Annotated in this window: 20 protein-coding genes; 2 read left to right on the top strand and 18 right to left on the bottom strand. The window is 53.7% G+C overall.

The genetic code is table 11. The annotated features are described in order from the left end of the window. Nucleotides 1-144 precede the first annotated feature (144 nt). Nucleotides 145-1080, top strand: a complete 936-nt coding sequence (locus K0V07_RS14430) for an AAA family ATPase (protein WP_220622091.1) — start codon at nt 145-147, stop codon at nt 1078-1080. 28 nt (nt 1081-1108) lie between these two features. Here K0V07_RS14430 and K0V07_RS14425 read toward each other — a convergent pair whose 3' ends face one another. Next, nucleotides 1109-1645, bottom strand: a complete 537-nt coding sequence (locus K0V07_RS14425) for a JAB domain-containing protein (protein WP_220622090.1) — start codon at nt 1643-1645, stop codon at nt 1109-1111. Between the two features lie 349 nt (nt 1646-1994). Here K0V07_RS14425 and mobF point away from each other — a divergent pair, with 349 nt between their 5' ends. Then, nucleotides 1995-4823 carry a MobF family relaxase gene (mobF, locus tag K0V07_RS14420; protein WP_220622089.1) on the top strand — a complete coding sequence of 943 codons (2829 nt, stop codon included), beginning with the start codon at nt 1995-1997 and terminating at the stop codon, nt 4821-4823. A 561-nt stretch (nt 4824-5384) separates the two neighbouring features. Here mobF and K0V07_RS14415 read toward each other — a convergent pair. From K0V07_RS14415 to K0V07_RS14335, 17 genes are all read right to left on the bottom strand, one after another. Continuing rightward, nucleotides 5385-5570 (bottom strand): hypothetical protein, encoded by a 186-nt coding sequence (locus K0V07_RS14415; RefSeq protein WP_220622088.1) that lies wholly within the window; start codon nt 5568-5570, stop codon nt 5385-5387. A 68-nt stretch (nt 5571-5638) separates the two neighbouring features. Continuing rightward, the gene (gene cysK, locus K0V07_RS14410; protein WP_220622087.1) at nt 5639-6595 is read right to left on the bottom strand and encodes a cysteine synthase A; all 957 of its coding nucleotides are present in this window, start codon (nt 6593-6595) and stop codon (nt 5639-5641) included. A gap of 607 nt (nt 6596-7202) precedes the next feature. Continuing rightward, a complete protein-coding gene (locus tag K0V07_RS14405) occupies nt 7203-8000 on the bottom strand; it encodes a cation transporter (protein ID WP_220622086.1) in 798 nt (265 codons plus the stop codon). Nucleotides 8001-8004: 4 nt separating this feature from the next. Then, a complete protein-coding gene (locus tag K0V07_RS14400; RefSeq protein WP_220622085.1) occupies nt 8005-8433 on the bottom strand; it encodes a metalloregulator ArsR/SmtB family transcription factor in 429 nt (142 codons plus the stop codon). A 27-nt stretch (nt 8434-8460) separates the two neighbouring features. Beyond that, nucleotides 8461-11571, bottom strand: a complete 3111-nt coding sequence (locus tag K0V07_RS14395) for a CusA/CzcA family heavy metal efflux RND transporter (RefSeq protein WP_220622084.1) — start codon at nt 11569-11571, stop codon at nt 8461-8463. A gap of 21 nt (nt 11572-11592) precedes the next feature. Continuing rightward, on the bottom strand, nt 11593-13518 hold the full coding sequence (locus tag K0V07_RS14390; RefSeq protein WP_220622083.1) for an efflux RND transporter periplasmic adaptor subunit: 1926 nt from the start codon (nt 13516-13518) through the stop codon (nt 11593-11595). A 16-nt stretch (nt 13519-13534) separates the two neighbouring features. Then, a complete protein-coding gene (locus tag K0V07_RS14385) occupies nt 13535-14842 on the bottom strand; it encodes a TolC family protein (protein WP_220622082.1) in 1308 nt (435 codons plus the stop codon). A 280-nt stretch (nt 14843-15122) separates the two neighbouring features. Continuing rightward, nucleotides 15123-16640, bottom strand: coding sequence for an IS66 family transposase (locus tag K0V07_RS14380; RefSeq protein ID WP_220622081.1), 1518 nt, complete (start codon nt 16638-16640; stop codon nt 15123-15125). Nucleotides 16641-16685: 45 nt separating this feature from the next. Continuing rightward, nucleotides 16686-17042: an IS66 family insertion sequence element accessory protein TnpB gene (gene tnpB, locus K0V07_RS14375; protein ID WP_220622080.1), complete on the bottom strand. Its 357-nt coding sequence runs from the start codon at nt 17040-17042 to the stop codon at nt 16686-16688. Then, a complete protein-coding gene (locus K0V07_RS14370) occupies nt 17036-17341 on the bottom strand; it encodes a hypothetical protein (protein WP_185676817.1) in 306 nt (101 codons plus the stop codon). The genes tnpB and K0V07_RS14370 overlap by 7 nt, the downstream gene beginning before the upstream one ends. Nucleotides 17342-17727: 386 nt before the next feature. Continuing rightward, nucleotides 17728-18687: a permease gene (locus tag K0V07_RS14365; protein ID WP_220622079.1), complete on the bottom strand. Its 960-nt coding sequence runs from the start codon at nt 18685-18687 to the stop codon at nt 17728-17730. Between the two features lie 150 nt (nt 18688-18837). Further along, complete coding sequence (locus tag K0V07_RS14360; protein WP_220622078.1) at nt 18838-19764, bottom strand: cation diffusion facilitator family transporter; 927 nt, start codon at nt 19762-19764, stop codon at nt 18838-18840. Further along, nucleotides 19718-20236: a hypothetical protein gene (locus K0V07_RS14355; protein WP_220622077.1), complete on the bottom strand. Its 519-nt coding sequence runs from the start codon at nt 20234-20236 to the stop codon at nt 19718-19720. The genes K0V07_RS14360 and K0V07_RS14355 overlap by 47 nt, the downstream gene beginning before the upstream one ends. Further along, entirely contained in the window at nt 20229-20612 is a 384-nt protein-coding gene (locus K0V07_RS14350; protein WP_220622076.1) for a P-II family nitrogen regulator, read from the bottom strand. The genes K0V07_RS14355 and K0V07_RS14350 overlap by 8 nt, the downstream gene beginning before the upstream one ends. Next, nucleotides 20599-21087: a hypothetical protein gene (locus K0V07_RS14345; protein WP_220622075.1), complete on the bottom strand. Its 489-nt coding sequence runs from the start codon at nt 21085-21087 to the stop codon at nt 20599-20601. Before K0V07_RS14345 ends, K0V07_RS14350 begins: the two co-directional genes overlap by 14 nt. A gap of 8 nt (nt 21088-21095) precedes the next feature. Beyond that, nucleotides 21096-21362 carry a hypothetical protein gene (locus K0V07_RS14340; protein ID WP_220622074.1) on the bottom strand — a complete coding sequence of 89 codons (267 nt, stop codon included), beginning with the start codon at nt 21360-21362 and terminating at the stop codon, nt 21096-21098. 38 nt (nt 21363-21400) lie between these two features. Continuing rightward, complete coding sequence (locus K0V07_RS14335; RefSeq protein ID WP_220622073.1) at nt 21401-21727, bottom strand: P-II family nitrogen regulator; 327 nt, start codon at nt 21725-21727, stop codon at nt 21401-21403.

The raw sequence follows: 21727 nt of genomic DNA, 5'->3' as shown, positions 1-21727 counted from the left end.
GCTGAGCTTTGTATGTTTTTTCTTATGGAATTGCTTTTAATCAGCGATCAACATTGAGATATTCCACGCCGTAAATGTATTCCAATTATCTGATCTCTTAACAAAATAATAACATTTATAAGATCATACATCGCACCGTTTTAAATGATAACCACCGATCATATTTCCAAACTGAAAGGTCATTTGCTGGCCAATATTCGTGGGCAAGATACCGCCATTGACAAAGCCTGTTCCGTGCTGGAGCGCGGAGCCTTCAAACTGTCGTCCCCGGATCGACCGTTAGGTTCGTTCCTGTTCGTGGGACCAACTGGTGTTGGAAAAACCGAACTCACCAAGTGTTTCACGCACTACCTTTTCCCCGGCGAAAATCGCCTCATCCGTTTCGATATGTCCGAGTATCAAAACAAGGAACAATTGGAAGTGCTGCTTGGCGACGACGCCAACGCCCAAGGGCAAATGGGGCGACAGTTCGATTTGAACCGGGATGCCGACGGCAACCTGCAAGGCGGCACAATTCTCCTCGATGAAATTGAAAAAGCGCATCCTGATTTGCTGCTCATTCTCCTGCAAATTTTGGAGGACGGGCGTTTGACGCTACGGGACGGCACACTGCTGAATGTCTCGAATTTCTTTGTCGTGCTCACTTCCAACATTGGCGCCGCCGAAGCAATGGAGATGCGAAAATCAAGCGTGGAAACCGTGGAGCGTGTCGTGTTCAACTTGGTCAAAGAGAAACTTCGTCCTGAACTTGTCGGACGAATTTCTGAACAGATTGTGTTTCGTCGGCTGGAATATGACGTGCAAGTTGAAATTGCTAAACTCCTACTCGGACGCGAAATCGAGCGCTTGAATCGCCAATTCGATACGCAGATTTCTTACAACAAAACCGTTCTGGAATTTGTGCTCATCGAAGGATTTGATGCCCGCTTTGGCGCCCGTCCTCTGCGCCGGTGCATTGAACGCTTGGTTGGCGACGCCCTTGTTGAACAACTAAAACTCGGCAATCAACCAGCCGGAATGTTGGTCGTCGATTCTGACGCTGGTAAGCTGCGTTTGCAAAGTGAAAGCCGTCCCGCCTAGCGGTTCGCCAGGCGGGACAGTTGGGCTTTTAGCAAAGCCCACCTTCATTGAATGAGTAGTAACCGATTCCTTTGGGATCGGATTTTGGATCGCCGCAAATGATGTGATCCAGCAAGGGAATCTGCATCATTTTTCCGCATTCTACGAGATTGCGAGTTGCCCGAATATCTTGCTGCGATGGGTGTGGATCGCCGCTCGGATGCTGATGGGCTACGGCGATGTTGGCGGCGCTCCCGAGAATCGCCACCCGGAACACTTCCGCCGGACTTATCATGGTTCCGCTGATCGTTCCGAGTGAAATCATGGTGCGGCTTATCGGCTGATTTTTGCGGTTCATACAGATCACCCAAAAGCTTTCCTGCATCGGATAATTATCAAATGCCCCCTGCATGTATTGGTAGATCATGGCGGGACAGTCGAGTGCTGAGCTCTGGCATTCTGAGACGAGTGAATACTTGATCGAAGCTTCGTAGATTTTCATTTTGTACCTTTCAATTTGAAAGGCTTCCGGCCCCTCAAAACCAATGAGGGTTTGAACTGGAAACCGTTCGCGCTTCGCGCTCACGCGAGGTCAAGGTGGAGGCGCAGCACTACCTTGAACCGTGTGACACCATTGGAAAAAACGGGGACAGTTTCTTTTCCAGTGCGGTCAAATGCGCCGCAATTTCCACCGGATTTCAGGGCTATTTTTGAACGCGAATGCGCTCCGGTTTTGTCGCGAACCGTACTCCGAAGACTTCGGCGATGTCTGGCGCAATAATTGGGGAATCCGGCCTTGGACAACTTCCCTATTAAGCGGGCGAATCCTGCGATAATATAGCCTTAGCTCGTAAGGGGTAAGGCGTCCCCCACCTAAAGAAACGCCCCAATGCGTTTCACAACATAAATAACACCGGGAAATCCCGCCCATAACCGTGCTCAGTCCTAAGCCACAATACAACCTGCGCAATGCCAAGGAATACTTCCGGGAACACTTGCAGGTAGGCGACTACTACGCCCAAGAAAACGAGGTGCAAGGCGAGTGGTTTGGGCAGGGAGCGGAGAAATTGGGACTGCAAGGTACCGTAAAAGAACGCGAATTTGTCGCGCTATGTGAGGGCAATAATCCCGCCAATAATGAGCGCCTAACTGCGCGCAAAAACACGACGCGAACCAAGGACGGCAAGGAAGTCGCCAACCGGCGCATCTTCTACGACTTCACGATCAGCCCGCCCAAAAGTGTGTCGATTGCCGGGCTTTATCAGGACGTACGCATCGTGAATATCCACGATAAAGCAGTCCAAAAAGCGATGCAGGAAATGGAGAAATTCGCCATGACCCGCGTCCGAAAAAACGGGCGCTCTGATGACCGGACAACCGGCAACGTGATCGGCGCGGCCTTCCGTCACGACACCAGCCGGGCGCTTGATCCGCATTTGCACACGCACTGCATCGTCATGAACGCGACGTATGATGCCGTCGAAAATCGGTGGAAAGCGTTGCAGAATTACGAGATGCTCAAGGCGCAAAAATTTGTCGAAAATCTCTACTACCACGAGCTTACTAAAGGACTCAAACAATTGGGCTACGTGATCGAGAACAATGCGCGTGATTTTGAAATCAGAAGCATATCGCCCGAATTGATTGAAAGATTCTCGAAGCGCCATCAGCAAATTGACGCCGGTGTAAGGGAGCATTTATCGAGCGGCAATCGCCCCAAAAATTTGAAGGAATTACGGGCGCAAATTGCGCACGAAAAACGGGACCGCAAAATCAAGGAATCGTCAGCGTCGAACCTGCACGCTCATTGGAGTGGCCAAATGACTCATGTCGAAATCGCTTCGTTGGCGCCAGAAAACGCGCCGAATTCCGGCGACAAAATCACGCCAGATATGGGGGTCATTGTCAATTGGGCCGATGAACGGGTGTTCGAGCGCAAGTCCGTCGTGGAAGATTACCAGCTCAAGGCGGCGGCATTGATCCGGGGCCGGGGCGAGGATTTCACCCTCGAAAAATTGAACGCCGAAATCGCCCGTCGAAATTACCTCAAAAATGAGCGCGATCACACCATTACCACCCACGTCGCACTCGACCGCGAATTACAAATCGTTGCGACCGCCCAAAATGAGCGCAATCAACACGCGCCATTTTGCGAAAATTATCAGCCGTCAATTGCGACGATAACCGGCGAGCAAAAATCCGCGGTTGAGCGGATCCTTGGGAGCCAAGATTATGTGACGCTGTTCCGGGGCGGCGCCGGGACCGGCAAAACCTTCGCTTTACAGGAAGTCGCTAAGGGCTTGGAAAATGCCGGTCATTCCGTCGTCGTTTTAGCGCCGCAACGCCAGCAGGTTATCGACCTGCAAAACGACGGTTTTGCAGCGCAGACCGTCGCCCGGTTTCTGGCGAAAAGCGATCTGCCTTCCAATGCTGTCGTCGTGATTGACGAGGCTGGGCAGATTGGCGGCAAGCAAATGTCCGACCTTTTCACGACGCTGAAAGCGAGTGAAACGCGCATCATTTTGTCGGGCGACACGCGCCAACATGGCGCCGTGGAAGCCTCGGACGCGCTCCGAGCCATTGAAAAGCACGCCGGGCTTCATCCCGCCGAGTTGACCGCGATTCGTCGGCAAGACCCGGCCAAGGGTCGCGACGAAAACGAGCGCGTTTTCATTGGCGAATACCGCGAAGCGGTGAAGGCTGCTTCCAAGGGTGAAGTCGTCGAGTCGTTTGAACGACTCGACTCCCTTGACTGCGTGATCGAAGTCGATGAGGCGAACCGACAGGCGACTTTGGCCGATGATTATTTGCAGGCGCGGCAGGCCGGAGAATCGACGCTGATTGTCGCTCAAACTTGGGACGAAATTCACGCCGTTAATGACGCCGTACGTCAGCGCCTCAAGGAAGCGGACTTGTTGGGGGCGGAGTCCAAGCTGGCTTTCTACGAAAGCCGCGACTTGGATAATGCGCAAAAGCGCGACGCGCGTTTTTACGAGCCCGGCGACCACGTTTATTTCATCAAAAAGTACGGTCGTTTTGGTAAAGGCGAACTTGCGAAAGTCGAACGCGCCAGCGAGCAAGGTTTTTCCCTGCGTAAAGATGGCAAGGTGACGACGGTCGGCTTCAAGCAGTCCAAGCACTTCGTTGTCGCTCGCCAGCGCGAGCTTGAACTGGCGCCGGGTGATCGTCTCCAAATGAAGTTCAACGGCAAGTCCGTTGATGGCAAACCTATTGTCAACGGCGAGCTCGTCACCGTCAGCCGCATTGCCAAAAACGGCAACATTGCCGTCATCGATGACCGGGGCCAGCGCAAAACTTTGGCGCCTACGCAGCGCCTAGCCAATCTCGGTTACGCCGTCACCTCGTACGCCTCGCAAGGCAAAACCGTCGATACGGTTTTATTCTCCGACTCGCAAAACCGGGCGGCGACGAACCGCAACCAGTGGTACGTGTCGATTTCGCGGGCGCGGCGAAAGATCAAGATTTACACCTCGGACAAGGAAGCTTTACGCGAAAACCTACTGCGCCTCGGCGAGCGCACCTTGGCGATGGACTTTATGGAAGCCAAGCGAAAGGGCGGGCAACTGATCCGGCAGGGAATCGACCATGCCAAACGCGCCCGCGAAATCATTTTGCAGGAAGCCAGGCAGCAATTGCTCAAGAAGCAGCGCTTGGCACCGCCTGCACCGCGCCAAGCCATCAAGCCACTCCGCAGCCCATTAAGGCGGCGCCAACAAAGCAGAGGCATACGACAATCAATGTAAGGCTAATCGATTTGGAAACCGGGAACATCACTGAGGGAATGAGGACGCCGGAAGGCGTCCTCAGCGCGTCGCTCAGCGAAAGCGCTTCCACGCTGCTCATTAAGACGCAGGACGGGCTGCGCCAAATATTCCCTTAGATTCATTTCATTAATGGACTGGTGGGCGAAGGCAAAGCGCAAGCGGTAAGTGAATGTCATACTTACGATCAACGATGCCAACGTGCATCGCGGGCTATCTCAGCTACTTCACGAGTTCCAAAATTGCGGAGGTGTCCTGCTCAGAGGAGCCGTCAACGCAATGTAGCTGCCAAAGTTATATACTTTGCCTGTGATAGTTCAGAAATACAGATCGCCGTAACCTGCCTTTCAAGTTCACCTTTCTCGTGGCTAAGCGCAAAAAAAATCGGATCTTCATGGTGATAAACGAATCTGCTTATTCAATAATTCTGAGTAAGTCTCATCAAATTTTCTGTTGGAAACATTTCTTAAGAGACTCGGATTTTGCCATAAATTTAGATCAAATTCTATCCTCAACTCCTCCGAACGAGCTCTTTGAATCAAACTAAAAGCAAATCACATTGGCGGCCAAAGCCAAAGCAGCCACTAGAATCAACGTTTTGAAGTTCGGCATCACCTCCGAAAAGAAGAACCGCCGGACAACTTCCGAAAAGCCGACAAACGCCAACAGCATTTGGAAAAGGCCACTGATTTTAGCGACCTTCTTCTTGGTCGTAACGGCGGTGCCCACAGCCATCAAACTGAGAACGCCCCGGCTCAAGGCCGGGGCGTCGATAGACCCTATTGTGCGTAGACATTTTAGGCTGTTTTCGCAGCCATTTCTTCGCGGGCTTTTTCAGCTAGTGGTGTGCTTAGGTAGCGTTCGCCGAAGCTACAGCCGACAGTGACAATGGTCTTGCCAGCCATTTCCGGACGCTTCGCCAGTTCCATTGCGGCCCACACGTTAGCTCCGGTCGAAATGCCGCCCAGTATTCCGTCTTTTTCTGAGAGAGCTTGGGCTGTGGCGAAGGCGTTTTCGTTGCTCACTTTGATAATGTCGTCAATCACATCGGTGTTGCAGTTCTTCGGAATGAACCCGGCGCCGATGCCTTGGATTTTATGTGGCCCAGGCTGTCCGCCGGAAATAACCGGGCTTGCCTCCGGTTCGACGGCCACGCTGTAGAGTTTTTTGCGAGATTTAATCACTTCCGAGACTCCAGTGATGGTTCCGCCCGTGCCGACTCCAGCTACAAATGCGTCGATTTTGCCTCCAGTCGCCGACCAAATTTCCTCGGCGGTCGTCTTACGGTGAATCTCTGGATTCGCCGGATTCTCGAACTGTTGCGGCATGAACGCACGCGTGCCTTGCTCCTCGACTAATTCAATTGCCCGGGCGATGGCACCCGACATGCCTTTGGGACCGGGAGTCAGGATGATTTCCGCGCCGAGCATACGTAGGAGCACACGGCGTTCGAACGACATTGTCTCCGGCATAGCGAGAATGAGTCTGTATCCCTTGGCCGCGCAAACGAAGGCAAGAGCGATGCCAGTGTTCCCCGAAGTCGGCTCAATGACAATGCTGTCCGGCTTGAGTTTTCCGTTGCGTTCAGCGGTCTCAATCATTGCCCTTCCGATGCGATCTTTTACACTGGCGAGCGGGTTGAAGAATTCGCACTTGAGGTAGATGTTTGCATCTATGTCCTCTGTAGTGCGGTTAATTTTGACGAGCGGCGTGTTACCGATGGTTGCCGTAATCGAATCGTATAATTTGTTCATAAATATTCTGTGGTTTGTTTTAAGAGAAAAGATAATTAGCGAATCACCGGACATGGTACGCGGTGAAACATGGCAACAGTTCGACTGAACCGCTGCCCAACTTGGCAAATTCATCTCCTCAAAGCCGCAGCACAATAACGCGGCTGACCAATTCAGCGGTGGACTCCACATGATTTAGTCTGCGGATAAGACCCCATGACCCCGGCATTTCAGGAAGGAAGCTCGTTACTGGAGTTATATGCCTCCCGCGAGTAACCTTCGTAAATAGCACATCTCCCGACTTTAGTGTTACGGGACGTACCAATAGCCAGTCCGCCGATTTCAGCAATAAGTCTGTGCAAGACGGATATTTCGATCCGAAGATTGGCATTTCCGGAACCACGCATTCCACACTAGCTTCAGAAGAATCATGGCTCAAAAGTTCGACAGGTGGCTGCTGATCTCCCTCAGGATAAAAGCAAATTACGACCCCATTGACCGTACCCAAAACAGAGCCTAAGGCGATCAGCAATGCCAAGCTGATTGCGGCTATATGTCGTGTATGTCGTGTATGTCGATGATGGGTCATGGATTAGGCTAGGTCAAATAACACACTCAATTGGAAAGTTTATTTCGATAATTTTAAGATGCGCATCGCTCCCCGCATGACGAATCCGAAAACAATACCGCCGACGATGAGGTCGGGCCAGGGGCTATCGAGCGAGTATACGAGTAAACCGGCGACGATGACGCCGCCGTTAACGATGATATCGTTTGAGGTAAATATGGCGGACGCCTGCATATGAGCCTCTTCCGAACTAGCTTTTTGAATCAACCAAAGGCAAATCACATTGGCGACCATGGCAAGAGAGGCCACGGCGATCATCGTCCTGAAGTCCGGCATCGCCTCTGAAAAGAAGAACCGTCGAACAACTTCCGAAAAGCCGATAAGCGCCAACAGCATCTGGAAAAGCCCGCTGGTTTTAGCTACTTTCTTCTTGGTCGTAACGGCGGTGCCTACAGCTATCAGGCTGAGCCCGTAGACGATGGTATCGGCCAGCATGTCGAGAGAGTCTGCAATCAGCCCCATAGAGTTCGATAACAAGCCGAATCCCATCTCGATGACAAAGAACGAAGCATTAATGCCGAGCACCCACCACAAAATCTGTTTCTGAGTGATCTGCTCTTCGCCGGCGTATTTTTCTACTTTCTCAGAAGCCTCAAAACGTGAGCCCAATCCCAACTCTGCGATTGCCTCAGTGATTAACTCCGCATTGCCCTGATGAATGACATGCACTGTTCGCTGAGGAATATCGAATGACAGACCAAGAACGCTCTCAAGCGGTTCGATTTTGAGACGCACCATCTGCTTTTCCGAGGGGCAGTCCATTTTTTCAATGTGGTATGTCGATTTAAATAGCAGCATTTGATTAGCCGTGAGAAACACGTGGGGAATCACTGCTCACAGTCCCTCCGTTTTCTGTCTGGACCAAACCAATTTTGCAGCGTCCATCCTCGCGTAACTGCATGCGCGCTTCGACCCGCTTTTGGTCGCTCGTGAATAGGTCAGCTTTGTCTTCGATCATCGCGACGCCGGTGTAGATAGAATCTAGAAGGCCTTTCTTATTTTGTTTGAGCCCATAGTAAATCCAGCGGCCTTCTTTGTTGCTTTCGAGAATGCCTGCCGACTCCAGAATCTTTACTTGTTTGGAGACGTTGTATTGTTTCTCATTGAGGGCATCGACTAACTCACAGACACACATTTCTGTTTGATTGACGACGAGTAGCCGGACGATTCGCAGTCTCGTCAGGTCGGACAAAGATTTGAAGATTGCGGAAGCGGATGTTGGATCAATCATGGGATGAAATTCGATTTAGAGGGTTTGTCATGCATCAGTGTCTTCGCGTTGGGGATCACCGCGACTACCGAACAGTTCATAGAGAAGCGGCAGAACAAGCAGAGTCAACAAAGTCGAAGTCAGGATGCCACCGACCACGACGGAAGCCAGTGGCCGCTGAATTTCCGAACCGACACCAGTGGATAAGGCCATGGGTAAAAATCCCGCAGCCGAGGTCAGTGCCGTCGCCAACACGGGGCGGAGGCGTTGGCAGGCGGCCTGTGTGACGGCTTCCCGCAGGTTGGCGGTGCGCTCGCGGTAGGAACGAATGGCCGAAATCAAGATCTGCCCGTTGAGAACGGCGATGCCACTTAAAGCGATAAAGCCGACGGCGGCACTCACACTGAAAGGGATACCTCTAAACCAGAGGGTGAGGATACCGCCAATGAGGGCGAGTGGGATGCCACTGTAAATGAGCAAAACATCGCGCATGTTCTTCAAGCTGAAGTAGAGCAGGAAGAAAACAGCCGCTAATGTAACTGGCACCACAATGGCGAGGCGTGTCTGAGCGCGTTCGAGGTTCTCAAACTGACCGCCCCAATCGAGCACGTAGCCCTCGGGCAGTTCCAGTGATTCATTGATCTTGGCCTTAGCTTCGGCGACGAATGATGAAACGTCACGGTCGTCCACGTTGACCTGAATACGGATCAAGCGGCGGCCCCATTCACGGTTGATCGTGGCGGAGCCATCTTCGATCCGAATGTCAGCCAGCCGATGCAGGGGCAGCTGCTGGCCTTCGGCAGTCGGAATGATCGTGTTACGCAAGGCGTCGATATCCGTGCGCAAAGCGTCCGGCAGGCGCAGCACGAGGGGGAAGTTGCGTTGCCCCTCAAATACTTGCCCGGCCCGTGTCCCCCCCACGGATTCGACAATGCTCATGACATGGCGAGCGGAAATGCCGTGCTGTGCGATGACATCCTGCCGTATGTCGATCTTGAGGGTCGGCTGCCCGGTCAGTTGGTCGACGGAAATGTCGCCGCTACCTTCGACATCGAGCAGAATCCGCTGCACGTCGTCACTCAGTCGCACAAGTTCGTCAAACTCGTCGCCGTAGATCTTGATTCCCACGTCGGAGCGGATGCCGGACTCCATTTCGTTGAGCCGCATTTCGATGGGCTGGGTGAAGGCCATGTTGAGTCCGGGCAGTTCGGCCACGGTCGCTTGCATGGCGGCGACCAACTCCGTCTGGGTTTTGGCTTTCGTCCATTCTTCACGCGGATTCAGAGAGATGAAAATATCGGTCAGTTCCGTCCCCATCGGATCGGTGGCGACCTCGGCCGAGCCGATGCGGCTCCAGACGTGGCGGATTTCATCCGGGTAGTTTTCCAGTAAGAGCTGCTCGATGCGCGTGTTGTATTTGACGGATTCGGGAATCGAAATTCCGGCAAGTCGGATCGTATTGATCGTGACCGCGCCTTCACTCAGTCGAGGCACGAATTCGCCGCCCATTTTCGCACCAGCCCATAGCGTCAGCGCGAAGACAACGGCCACCGCCGTCAAAACAAACACGCGGGCGCGCATGGCGAAGCGCAAACAGGCCGCGTAGGCCTTGGTCAATGTCCCCGCAAACCAGCCCGCCTCTTCTTTCGCACTGGGCTTGATGAAATAATAGTTGAGCACGGGCGTGACGGTCAGCGCGTAGATCAGTGCGCCTGCGAGGGCGAAGATGAAGGTCAGCGCCATCGGGCGAAACATTTTACCCTCGGTGCCTTCCAGCGTCAGTATCGGGAAAAACACTACAATTGTGATGCCCATTCCGAAAACGACGGGGCGGGCGACTTCCTTGGCCGAGCTGATGACGATCTCAAGGCGCTCCGCCTTGGTCAGTTCCCGCCCCAACTCGACGCGTCGCTGCCCCAGCTTGCGCATGTTCGACTCGGTCATCACTACGGAGCCGTCCACGATCATGCCAAAGTCAACCGCGCCTAGACTGAGCAAACTGGCCGCGATGCCGAAGTAGCTCATGCCGAAGGCCGAAAAGAGCATGGAGATCGGAATGACCGAAGCGACCAACAGGCCTGCCCGGAGATTTCCCAGCAGCACGAAAAGGATCGCCACGACGAGGATGGCACCCGCCGCTAAGTTATGTTGAACCGTGCCGATGACCTGGCTGGTGAGTTCGGTGCGATCATAGACGACGTTCACGACGACGTCTTCCGGCAGTGACCGGCGGAGGCGATCCAGGCGTGTCTTGAGTTCTTCGGTCACGACCATGCCGTTTTCCCCCATCAGCATGAAGGCCAGGCCGAGCACAATCTCGCCTTGCCCCTGTGCGGTGACAGCGCCCCGGCGGATTTCGTAGCCGATCTTCACCTCGTCGGCCACATCGCGGATGCGCAGCGGGCTGCCCGCGTAGGAGGCGATCACGATGTCCTCGATCTCTTTGATCGACTCCACGCGCCCGAGGCCGTGGATCAGCAGCGACTGCCCGCCGCGTGTGAGGATGCCGCCACCGGCGTTGCTGTTGTTCGCCTGTAGCGCTTCGGCTACCTCGTCGAGGGTCAGCCCGAATTTGACCAAGTTCCGGGGCGAGACAATGACGTGATATTGCTTTTCGTAGCCGCCCCACGAGTTGACTTCGGCGACCCCGGAGACTTTCCGCAGCTCTGGTTTGATCACCCAGTCATGCAGTGTCCTCAGCTCCTCCAAGGAGTGCTCGGGATCGGTGGAGCTGAGAGTGTAGTGAAAGATTTCGCCGAGTCCGGTCGAAATGGGGCCCAGCTGTGGCCGTTCGATATCCTCGGGCAGTTCGACCGTGGAGAGCCGTTCGGAGATATATTGCCTCGCCTCGGAAATCTCGGTATTGTCCGAAAAGGTCGCGACGACTTGGGAAAAACCGAACTTGGAAACCGAGCGGACGCTTTCCAGCCCGGGCAACCCGCCCATCGCCAGCTCAACCGGCAGGGTGATCTGTTGCTCGATCTCCTCAGGATTGAGCGCGGGTGCGACGGTGTTGATTTGCACCTGAACGGGCGTCGTGTCGGGAAACGCATCCACAGGGAGCTGAAATAATTTCCATGAACCGACACCGATAAAGAGAGCCGAAAGTAGCAGAACCAAGAGCCGATTCTGCAATGAGAGTTTTGAAATGGATTCCATGAAGTTTGAATCGCAAGCGAGTTAATCGTCGACGCAGCCTGCACCTAGACGAGACTTGAGAAACTCTGACATGGCGATAAAGGCCCCCTCGGTTACGACCAGTTCGTCTGGACTGAGACCTTCCATGACGGCAACCGTATCGCCTCCTGATTGTCCGAGCCTTACGTGTCGTAATGCATAAAGATCAGCTGCTTCTTTTACGAAAACATAGGGTCGGCCTTCGTGATGCTGAATCGCATCACTTGGCAGCAAAACGGCGTTACCCGAACTCGTGAGCGCCAACTCGGCATGCCCAAACATGCCTTGCCGTATGGTGCCTTGCGGATTCTTTATCTCGGCGCGGGCTTTAAGCATACGGTTTCGCGTATCAATGGCGGCATCCACCCAGGTGACCACTCCGGTATATTCAACACCTTCAGGTCCACCGTCGAAACGCGCTGTCACGATCTGACCGACTTGCACGGAATCGGCATGCTCCGGGCTGACTGATAAATCCAGCCAAAGGGTCGATAAGTCAGTTACCTTGAACAGCGCTTTGCCTTCGGATACGGCTTCCCCCACAACGGCCTCACGAGCGACGAGCGTTCCCGCAAACGGCGCACGCAGTCGGATAATGGAGCTGCTGTCCTGCTCTTTGGCGATTTGTGCAATTTCCTCAGCCGTAAACCCGAGGTTCAGAAGCTTTTGCCGCGCCATTTTGCTCTTTAAGTGTGCCACTTCATCAGCCGCCTCCGCTTCCAGGAAGTCACGGGTTGCCGAGATCTTTTCTTCTTTCAGCTTTTTCTCCCGCTGATAAGCAGTTTCCGCAATACGCTCCTCTACCCGGCGGGTGAGGAATTCCGCCTTTGCCGAGGCTACTTCGTCGGAACTGATCTCGACGAGCACATCTCCCTTGCGGACAGATTGCCCCACGTCCGCATGAACGGCGCGAACAATCCCATCGGCGAGTGGTGTCACGAGCGCCAACTTGTTTCGGTTGTAGCTCACTTCGAAGAAAGCCGACACCGATGGTTGCGCAATGCCTTCGGTGGGATATGAGGTTGCAATTCCCGCCTTGGAAGAGGATTCCGCCGAAGCAAAGCGGACTTTTACACTTTTGCCCGGTGCGAGTTGGCCGGCGAGTTGAGGCTGACAAATACCACATTCCAATTCGGCAACATCGTGCTCCTTGCACCAGAGAGCAGGGGCGTCCGATTGCTTGGAAGAATCTTGCTGTGTGCTATGAGTTGCCCGAGCCGGGTCGCAGTAGAAACATTCGTCCTCGTAGAGGCTGTGTTCTTCGCACCAGAGGCGACCCTTGTCTTCCAACTGTGGCTGGCATATCCAGCAACGGTCTTCATAGCGGTCGTGCTCACGGCACCACAGTCGCCCCTTGTCTCGTTTGGACGGGTCACAAATATAACAGAGATCGACAGAAACCCCGTGGGGGTCGCAGGTTTCCGAGGAAAGTGAAATACTCGCTTGCGCAGACGCGGTAGAAGCGGTCGCGGGGGTGTTGTTTTTCTCGCTTACCTCTGGATGGCAGTAGAAGCATTCGTCCTCGTAGAGGCTGTGCTCCTTGCACCACAGGCGATCCTTGTCTTCCAGTTGTGGCTGGCAAAGCCAGCAGCGATCCTCGTAGCGATTGTGTTCCTTGCACCACAAGCGTCCTTTTTCACGTTTGGACGGGTCACAGATATAGCAGAGATCCTTGCTGACGCCATGCGCTTCACAAAGCTCAATCGCACTAGAAGTGTGGCTCGTGGTAGCCTCGCTTTTTGCCTTTTCGCTCTGACCTTTAGGTATGTCCGTTTCACAGAGAGTGCATTCATCTCCGTTATCCTGCTTCTGCACCTCGGCTGCGCCATCTGCGCTTCCAATCAGAGGCACTAATGACAGAATAACCGTTAAGAGGACTACGACGCTCCATCTGGAGCGATTGAACTGGGCATGATGATTTGTTTTCATTTTACTTCCTCCTCCTTTAATTGGAATTCGTTTCCGGTAATGTTTGCTGAAAATTAGAAAGTGACTGGCCGATCAAGGCCTCGATATCCACCGCGATCTGGTGGTAAGCAGCCTGTGATTCATTGTAGCGCAAACGAGTGTCGAAGAGCATGCGCTGGGCATCAATCACTTCGAGGTAGTTCGCTTTGCCCTCCTCGTATGCCCTGCGTGTGTCATCGTAGACTCCTTGCGCGGTGACCAGTAATTCCGTTTTGATGGCCGCAAGCTCTTCGTGCAGCATGGTCAACTGCTGATAAGCATTCGTCAGCGAAGCGTAAATCTGAACTTCGGTTTCACGCTGGCCTTGGCGGGCTCTTTCGAGTTCGCGCCTGGCTTTTAAAATATTCCCCTGATTTCGATTGAATACTGGAATTGGCACACTGACTTGAATTACCGCAGATAGGTCGTCGTTTTGATTCAAATGCTTTAAGCCGACCCCAACCGTTAAATCAGGTATCGCTTCAGATTGCTCCAAGCGAATCGCTGCCCGGCGCTCGGCAAGTTTAGCCGCCCAGCGAGCGATCTCCGGGTGCTGGTTAATTTGTGTGTAGAGGGTATGAATATGAGGTAAATTATCATGAGCTAAAAAAGCGCCCCTTACCTTTGTAAACTTCGGATTACTGCTTCCCCACAATGCCGCCAATCTGATTCGCGCACCGTCAAGTTCGCGTTGCGAGCGTTGCACATTGATCTTTTCCGAAGTCACGATGGCTTTTGACTTGGCTTGTTCCAGGGGAGAGGCGGCCCCGGCTTCAACGCGCTTGTCTGCAGCGACGAGGGCTTGCTCTGCAAGTTCGAGATTCATCTGCATCAGCTGATGACGTTCCTGAGCGGCCAGCACATTAATGAATGCCTTCGACACATCAGCGAGGATAGCCACGCGTGTAGCTTCATACTCCAAACTCGTGATGTCTTCATTCAGCCGCGCAACTTCAGAGCGGTTTTGCCGTTTCTGTCCAAGCTCAATGAGCTGGCTGATAAGCACCGTTGATTCAGCGCCATCAAAACCAGATCGATCACCCGATCCTGCAAACTCCTCTACATCTATTCCAATCTGAGGATTGGGCAAAAGGCCGGCCTGCAAGGTCTCAGCTTCGCTTATCCGCACGGACCATCCGTATTGCGCCAGCCTGGGGTTATTGAGTAACACGGCAGCAAAGGCATCAAGGAGCGTGATCTCCCCCTCAAGCTCCTCAAAGATGTAATCAGATGAGGGCGTATATTGCGGCTCAACGCTTTTAAGAGCCTGCAACTCTCCACCAAGGCTGCCATCCGACAAAGCCACAGTTTCTCCTTGGAGCAAACTGCTGGTATGCAGAAATAATGGCCATGCCACCCTAAGAGTTCGTTGTATTAGTCGGTTGCTCATTAATAGTCGCATATATGCGCATGTTGGCATTTGATAATCAGAAACTGATGAAGTCAAGAGTTGTTTTTTATGAGGCCACTAAGACGTAAGCGTCATGCCAAGCACCGTTTGATTTTGCTTGCCGCGTCGTTTGCGGTGTCGCTTGCGTTGGAGGGGGGCGCGTACGCCGTGTCCCCGGGGATTGGGCTGGTCGGCCTCAGGCGGCGTTTGCCGGCAGGAGTCGTTTGCTCTTGGCGATGGCGGCAGGGGTGTAGGCTTGGATTTGCCAGTTGGTGGCGGCGGGGAGTTCCCTGAGCAGGAGGAGGAGGTACTGGTAGGGGTCGAGTCCGTATCGTTTGGCAGACTCGATGAGGGTGTAAAGGATGGCAGCGGTTCTTCCTGATGTTTCCGAGCCGATAAAGGTCCAGTTTTTGGCGCCGATCTTGGTGGGGCGGATGGCTCGCTCGACCTCGTTGTTGTCGATGTCGATGGCCCCGTTTTGGAGGAAGGCTTCCAGTCCGCTCCACTGGCCCAGGGCGTAGTCGATGGCCTTGGCCATGGAGCACTGGGGGCGGTAGCGCTGGCGCAGGATGGGCAAGGCCCTTTTCAGGCGGGCCACGACGGGGGCCGACTGCGTGGCACGCCGAGCTGACCGCAAGGCGGGTCCGGCCTTGTCGTCACGCAGGCGTTGCTCAACGCGGTAAAGCTGGGCGATCTGCCCGAGTATCCATCCGGCCACGCTCGGGGCGTGTTCGCGAGCTTCAAAAAACTTGCGCCGGGTATGGGCCCAGCAACTGGCCAACTGAACCGGTCCCTGTTCCAGCTCCAGGTCCGGTCCGGCGCGTTGTCTGGCCACACTGGGATAGGCGGCGTAGCCGTCACACTGGATAATGCCTCGGTAGTGCTCGGGGAGTATCTGCTGGAGGCACTCGGCTGAGCGGCTCGGATGCCAGATGTAAATGACGTAGCCGTTGGGCAGGGAGCAGACCCACAGGTAGCCCTTGGCGGTTTGGCCCCGGCCCGGATCAAGGTACGGGATGGGCGTCTCATCGATTTGCAGGTAGGCGTGGGCCATCTGCTCGCGGGCCATCCACTCGTAGAGCAACTGGCAGGTATCGGCGGCCAGGTCCACCCAGCGACACAGGGTCTGCCGCGAGAGCTCCACGCCTGCGCGCCGGTAAATCTGCGACTGCCGGTAAAGCGGAAGGTGATCGGCATATTTGCCGATCACCACCTGAGCGATCAGTTCCGGGGTGGCCAGGCAGCGTTCCTGCATACACGGAGGCAGCGGCGCGATCACCGGCGCGGTAAAGGGAGCGTCCTTGCGGACGTACTTGCGCCGGATCAGGCGGCGACGGTAAAAGCGCCCCGGCTCGTAATCGAGCTGCTCGCTGACCTCTTCGCCCATCAGCCGCCACTCTTGCGGGCAAGCCAGCACCTCGTCCGGGTCGAGCACGACTTCCTTCACCGGCAGGTGCTCGGGCACGCGCGGACCGGGGCGGCGGGGCTTGCTCGGAGCCTTTTGGGTGACTCCCGCGGGCGGCTCAACGGCGGCGGGAGCCTCGTCTATTTTTTCCGCAAGCCCTCCGAGCAGCTCAAGTTGCGCGGGGTCCAGCTTCTCGCTCTTTTTGCCGTAAAGGGCACGCACCAGCGCGTCGATCTTCTCCCGCAACAACCGGTTTTCCAACTGAGCCGCCTCCAGTTTGGCTTCGAGGGCGGCTTCGCGGTCGGTCATGATGCCATCACTGTATCCATTTTAGCATGACAGTAAAGCTCATTATCACGGCTCGCGTTCATACCAGGGTAAAAACTTTGCCCCCTGCATCTGCACCCCGTCGCACAACAGCACAAACGCCTCCGGGCGCAGCCGCAGCTTCACTGCCGTGGGGTCCGTCGAGACTGGCCAACTGAAGCGACCAACCTCCAACCTTTTGTTCAGGAGCCACAAACCCGTCCCGTCGAAGTAAAGCGCCTTCAGGCGTGTGCGCCGCTTGTTCGTGAACAAAAACAGCGCTCCCCCGCGCACCGATTCCTTCAGGCGCTGCGTCACCAGCGCTTCCAGTCCACTAAACCCTTTGCGCATGTCGCAAGGCTCCAGCGCCACGAACACACGCAGACTCCCGCTGAAGCTCAGCATGACTCCTCCCGCAAGGCCCGCAGCAGCGCCACCGCCAGGGCAATATCCTCACGCCGGGCGATATGCACCTTCAGCCCGCCCGGCGTCTCCACCTCGACAGAGCCTCCAGTGCCCGCGCCCCCATCCAACACCGCCTCAACCAGCGCAATAGGGCCGGTCGTTCCGGTCAGCCCGGCTTCCCCGCTAAGAACACGATGCCGCGCCCGCACCCACCGCCTGAACGTCCCATCCCTCACCCCCAGACCCTCCGCAAATGCTCGCTCGCTCAGCCCGCTACGCTCGAACGCATCCAAGATCAACTCTCGCTGCCCGGGCGACACCCTCGACACCCCAGCCAGCTCCCGCCTCAGCAACTCAAGCTCACTCAAGCCTGCGCTCCCGGCATCACATTCTGGCGGACAAGGCGTAATCTCCATGCCTACCGAATATACGACAACCCCCGCCCCCGCGGGCAGAATAAATCAACGGCACTTGGTATGACGCTTACACTAAGACTCGTGGTTCTGGTGTTTCTGGCTGTATGAAAATATACTTGTCGGGTTTATTAACGGCGGCCCGGCAATTCGTGATGGCGTAGCGGATGCTGCTCATCGCGGATCAAGACTCAGTGTTAATTAGTTTGCCCGCTCTGCTTTCGCAGTAAAACTTGGCTGTCGCTTCTATGGAGTGAAAGCATCGTTTTGAGCTAGCGTGAAAGAAAAGGCTCCAATTCATTCAGTAAATAACCTGTGGCAATAATAGCGACTGCGGTGATGCCAAAAAAGATGGCGATGAGAGGTAGTTTGATGACACGCCGCAGCATGATCGCTTCCGGCAAACTGAGCGCTGCCATGGCCATCATAAAGGATAAGGCGGTTCCCAGCGGTATGCCTTTCTCGAAAAGAACGATGGCAACTGGAACGATGGCGGCGCAATTGGCATACATGGGCACGCCTAAGGTGGTGGCGATTGGAACGGAAAAGACGCCAGTTGCCTCGATAATACGCTCCATGGCTGCTTGGGGAACGTAACTGTGGATTACGGCTCCGACAGCGACACCAAGCAGAATCCAGTGCCAGATTTGCCGGAACATTGTAACCGCTTCACCCCATCCGAAGCGCAATCGCTCGGCAATGGTGTAGCGCCGAACCGACTCTTCTTCAGAGGCGCCCCTCATAATATCAAGTTCGAGATAGCGCTCCAATTTCATTTTACCCATCAGCGCACCGGCCAGAATCCCAATGGTCAGGCCGCAGACGATATAGGCGAAGGTGATCGGCATTCCGAATTCGCTGGCCATCAACACAACGAGGTATTCGTTGATGATGGGAGAGGTGATGAGAAATGAGAAAGCAACTCCAAGTGGAGCTTCCGCCTTGAGGAGGCTGATAAATATCGGAATGCCTGAGCATGAGCAAAAGGGTGTTACGGCGCCCAGGAGAGCGGCCACGGTGTTGCCCCAGATCCCGCCACGATTGATCCACTGTTTCAGACGCTCTTGAGGTAAATAGGTGCGGGCGATGCCGATAATAAAAACCAAACCGAGTAGAAGCAGAAGTATCTTTAACGAGTCGTAGACAAAAAAGTGAATGGCTCCGCCCAGCCGGGAATCAGGAGCGAACCCTGCCCACTCATAAATTAGCAAGTCGACTAGCTTCAGCAGCATTTACCGTCTTTAGGGTCCTTCTTGCCGCAACAACTATCATTTTGACGCTGCGCGTCAGCCTTTTGCTTCATCGCACAGTCAAGACTGGTTATGATGCGCTTTAGCAGTCCCGGCTTTCTCACCGGAACTTTGTTTGTGGTGGTCTCAGTATTATTCATGCTCGATCAGGTTATTTGTTGAGGAACCACAGGGATCGCCCGGATATTCGAGTTCGAGCGTGCAGTGTTGGATGGAATGGCGCTCTTGCAATCGCTGTTTTAGTGCTCGGCGAATATTCAATTCATGGTCGTGATCGGCCTGAGATCGTTTTACCACGACGTGGGCTTCCAAAGCCTGATGGTGTTCATCCAACTCCCATACATGCAGATGGTGAATACCTTCGACTCCAGGAACATCCATCATCGTTGCTTGCACTTGCTCCATGGATAAATCAGGTGGAGCGCCTTCCATGAGGATGCGGCAGGTTGTTCTCAGCATGCCTAAGGACATGTAAAGAATATAGCCTGCAATCAATAGGGTGAGGATTGGATCGACCCAGTTCCACCCCCAAAAGTAAATCGTTGCTCCACCCACTAATACCGCAACCGAAGCGCCAGCGTCTGTTAGATTATGCAGGAAAGCTGCCTTCACATTCATGCTCCCTTTCGACATTGACCACAACAGCCAAGCGGTGACTACATCAACAAACAAGGCAACTCCGGCTGCCGCCATAATCCAACCGCCTTCGAGTGGTTCGGGGCTGAAAAACCTCCTGATCGCCTCGTAGACCAGATAGAGACCAACGAGGATGAGGGCCGTCAATTGTATCATTGCGCCAATCAACTCGGCTCTACGATAGCCAAAAGTGAATTTTTCATCTGCGCCCTTTCTGGATACCTTGCGGGCGATATAGGCAATGAGCAGCGCCGCCGCATCATTGGTGTTGTGCAATGCGTCAGCCATGAGCGCGACGCTTCCCGCAATTGCTCCGGCTATGAATTCAAAAACAGACAGGCCAATATTAACAAAGGTAGTCCATAGCAGAACTTTATCACTGACTTGCTCTGTTCCGTGATCGTGATGATGGTGCTCGCTCATTGCTTAGTCTATTAAGGGTAATCCTTTTAAAGAATTCGTCCAGGTACGCATTTAAATATGCTTCGAATTTTTTAGCTCCCGCAGAATACTCGACGCAGAGAAAACCATGACCATCGATGGCAACAAAGCTCTCTCCCGGAATGGAACTGACGCCTTTCAACAACTCCTCTTTTTGTTGCTTGGAAAGTGATTGGTAAATCGCCCAGTAGGCGTGTTTATGATCTCGAAGCAGGAGAGACCCGACGCGCTTGACATGAGTGAGCAGGTAAGCCCCTGAAATATGATGGTCGTTATAGACAACCTTTAGTTCATAGCTTTCGATTTCATCCTTTATCGCTGGAGTAACGGCAACTTGAACTTGGCGCGGAAAGAGGTTATGAATCCGCTCGACCAAGCGGTGGACGCAGGGATCTTCAATCAATGAAACCTCTGGTAAAACCTCCGCTTGGTTAATGACCATTGTTTTAATCATGATCGCTAATGATTCCTTGCTGTTCTATCGCCTGTTCTCCCCTGGCTCCAGTTTGTATGCGAATTACGTCATCAATTGGAAAGATCGTTATTTTTCCGTCGCCCGGCCTACCGGTCTTCGCGGCGATTTCTATCGCTGAGACGGCTTTCTCCACCACATGATCAGCACAAATAATTTCTATTTTGGTATGAGCCTCTGCCTTTATTGTTCGCGAATTTTTAAAAAGTGGAGGTATTTCTTCGGACGTGGTCCAGGTATGGCATCCATACCCACGAACAGTGGACATGGTTACGCCGGTCAAGCCGGGTATGGTTTGCAACTCCTTAATGACGGTCTGAAGTCGTGAAGCCCGAATGATTGCGTTAATTTTCTTCATTGCCAATAAGGGTTGTCGAGTGTTCCGAATGGTTTTCTGAGTGCGTGATGATTTCCACCCTTGCGATATCGTCCCGATGGCTGCCAATAGAAACATTGATGTTTGCGGGGAGGAAACTGCCATTGGGGCGATGTCGAAACTGATGGGAGCGCAGACTCTTTGTCTTCGTTTCTATAGGCTGATTGTCATGACCGTATATCAATAAATCAATATGCGCACCATGAGGAAGTGATTGATAGTTTCTACGGGTCACCTGCATCGATATCAGGGTGTCCTCGTCCCTAGCCATAGCCACGGCACGGCTGACTTCCACCGCCTTGCCCTCATTTTTGATCGTTAATGAGGGGCGGGATGATGCTTGGTTCTCCGCGGCCATTCCTGCTGGGAGACGGATATCGGAACTAGCCCAGACTGCATCGCTGGTGCAGGCTGTTTGCAAAAGTGCCGCGCATGATATTATTAAAATATTTTTCATTTTGATAATTAATATTTTATCCAGTCGATTACTGCAAAGGATGCGAACAGGGAGAACAAAGCATCAAACGCAATTAGCCCCACCGGATAATGCAAGTGACCGTATGGCTTGGAGATTCTCAGGGTTATCAGTACAGTTGCCACAATGAATACTAAAGATATTACTAGCAATGACAGCGCCACTTGCCTGCGTTGCTTTTTCTCTTTTGCATACAAAGCTTCCTGCCTAAGTAACTTCTTAGACTTTTTTCCTGGTCGCTTTGCCTTTGAACTCATGAGACAACGGCTTATCTGCGCACGCTGATGGGCATGATTTAGGATGGTTCGTTTTGAATCCGTACATCACTCTCCACGGAACTTACAAAAATACGCCCATCACCGCGCAGCCCAGTGTGGGCTGCGTGATGAATTGCGCTGATGACGGCATCGGCGAGGTCGTCGTTACAGACGACTTCAACCTTGACGTGATGCACATAGCCGGATGGGTCGACATCAGGATTATATCCCGAAGTCTGGTTTTTGCCGCGACCGAAACCGAGTATGTTGGAAAAGCTGGCCCCAGAGAGCCCTTCGATTTCATGCAACGCACGAGTAACGGCGTCTTGTTTGATCGCTTTAATGTATGCTTTGATTTCTTTCAT

This window comes from Ruficoccus sp. ZRK36 (assembly GCF_019603315.1).
Lineage (GTDB): Bacteria > Verrucomicrobiota > Verrucomicrobiia > Opitutales > Cerasicoccaceae > Ruficoccus.
The sequence above is the reverse complement of the archived record's forward strand: the minus strand, read 5'-3'. Positions and strand labels throughout refer to the sequence as shown.

Excerpts from the sequence above, each read along its gene's own strand:
- K0V07_RS14355 (WP_220622077.1), bottom strand. The coding sequence starts at position 20,236 with ATGATTAAAACAATGGTCATTAACCAAGCGGAGGTTTTACCAGAGGTT.
- K0V07_RS14365 (WP_220622079.1), bottom strand. The coding sequence starts at position 18,687 with ATGCTGCTGAAGCTAGTCGACTTGCTAATTTATGAGTGGGCAGGGTTC.
- K0V07_RS14380 (WP_220622081.1), bottom strand. The coding sequence starts at position 16,640 with ATGACCGACCGCGAAGCCGCCCTCGAAGCCAAACTGGAGGCGGCTCAG.
- K0V07_RS14395 (WP_220622084.1), bottom strand. The coding sequence starts at position 11,571 with ATGGAATCCATTTCAAAACTCTCATTGCAGAATCGGCTCTTGGTTCTG.
- K0V07_RS14430 (WP_220622091.1), top strand. The coding sequence starts at position 145 with ATGATAACCACCGATCATATTTCCAAACTGAAAGGTCATTTGCTGGCC.
- K0V07_RS14345 (WP_220622075.1), bottom strand. The coding sequence starts at position 21,087 with ATGAAAAATATTTTAATAATATCATGCGCGGCACTTTTGCAAACAGCC.
- K0V07_RS14360 (WP_220622078.1), bottom strand. The coding sequence starts at position 19,764 with ATGAGCGAGCACCATCATCACGATCACGGAACAGAGCAAGTCAGTGAT.
- tnpB (WP_220622080.1), bottom strand. The coding sequence starts at position 17,042 with ATGCTGAGCTTCAGCGGGAGTCTGCGTGTGTTCGTGGCGCTGGAGCCT.
- cysK (WP_220622087.1), bottom strand. The coding sequence starts at position 6,595 with ATGAACAAATTATACGATTCGATTACGGCAACCATCGGTAACACGCCG.
- K0V07_RS14400 (WP_220622085.1), bottom strand. The coding sequence starts at position 8,433 with ATGATTGATCCAACATCCGCTTCCGCAATCTTCAAATCTTTGTCCGAC.
- K0V07_RS14340 (WP_220622074.1), bottom strand. The coding sequence starts at position 21,362 with ATGAGTTCAAAGGCAAAGCGACCAGGAAAAAAGTCTAAGAAGTTACTT.
- K0V07_RS14335 (WP_220622073.1), bottom strand. The coding sequence starts at position 21,727 with ATGAAAGAAATCAAAGCATACATTAAAGCGATCAAACAAGACGCCGTT.
- K0V07_RS14390 (WP_220622083.1), bottom strand. The coding sequence starts at position 13,518 with ATGAAAACAAATCATCATGCCCAGTTCAATCGCTCCAGATGGAGCGTC.
- K0V07_RS14405 (WP_220622086.1), bottom strand. The coding sequence starts at position 8,000 with ATGCTGCTATTTAAATCGACATACCACATTGAAAAAATGGACTGCCCC.
- K0V07_RS14350 (WP_220622076.1), bottom strand. The coding sequence starts at position 20,612 with ATGAAGAAAATTAACGCAATCATTCGGGCTTCACGACTTCAGACCGTC.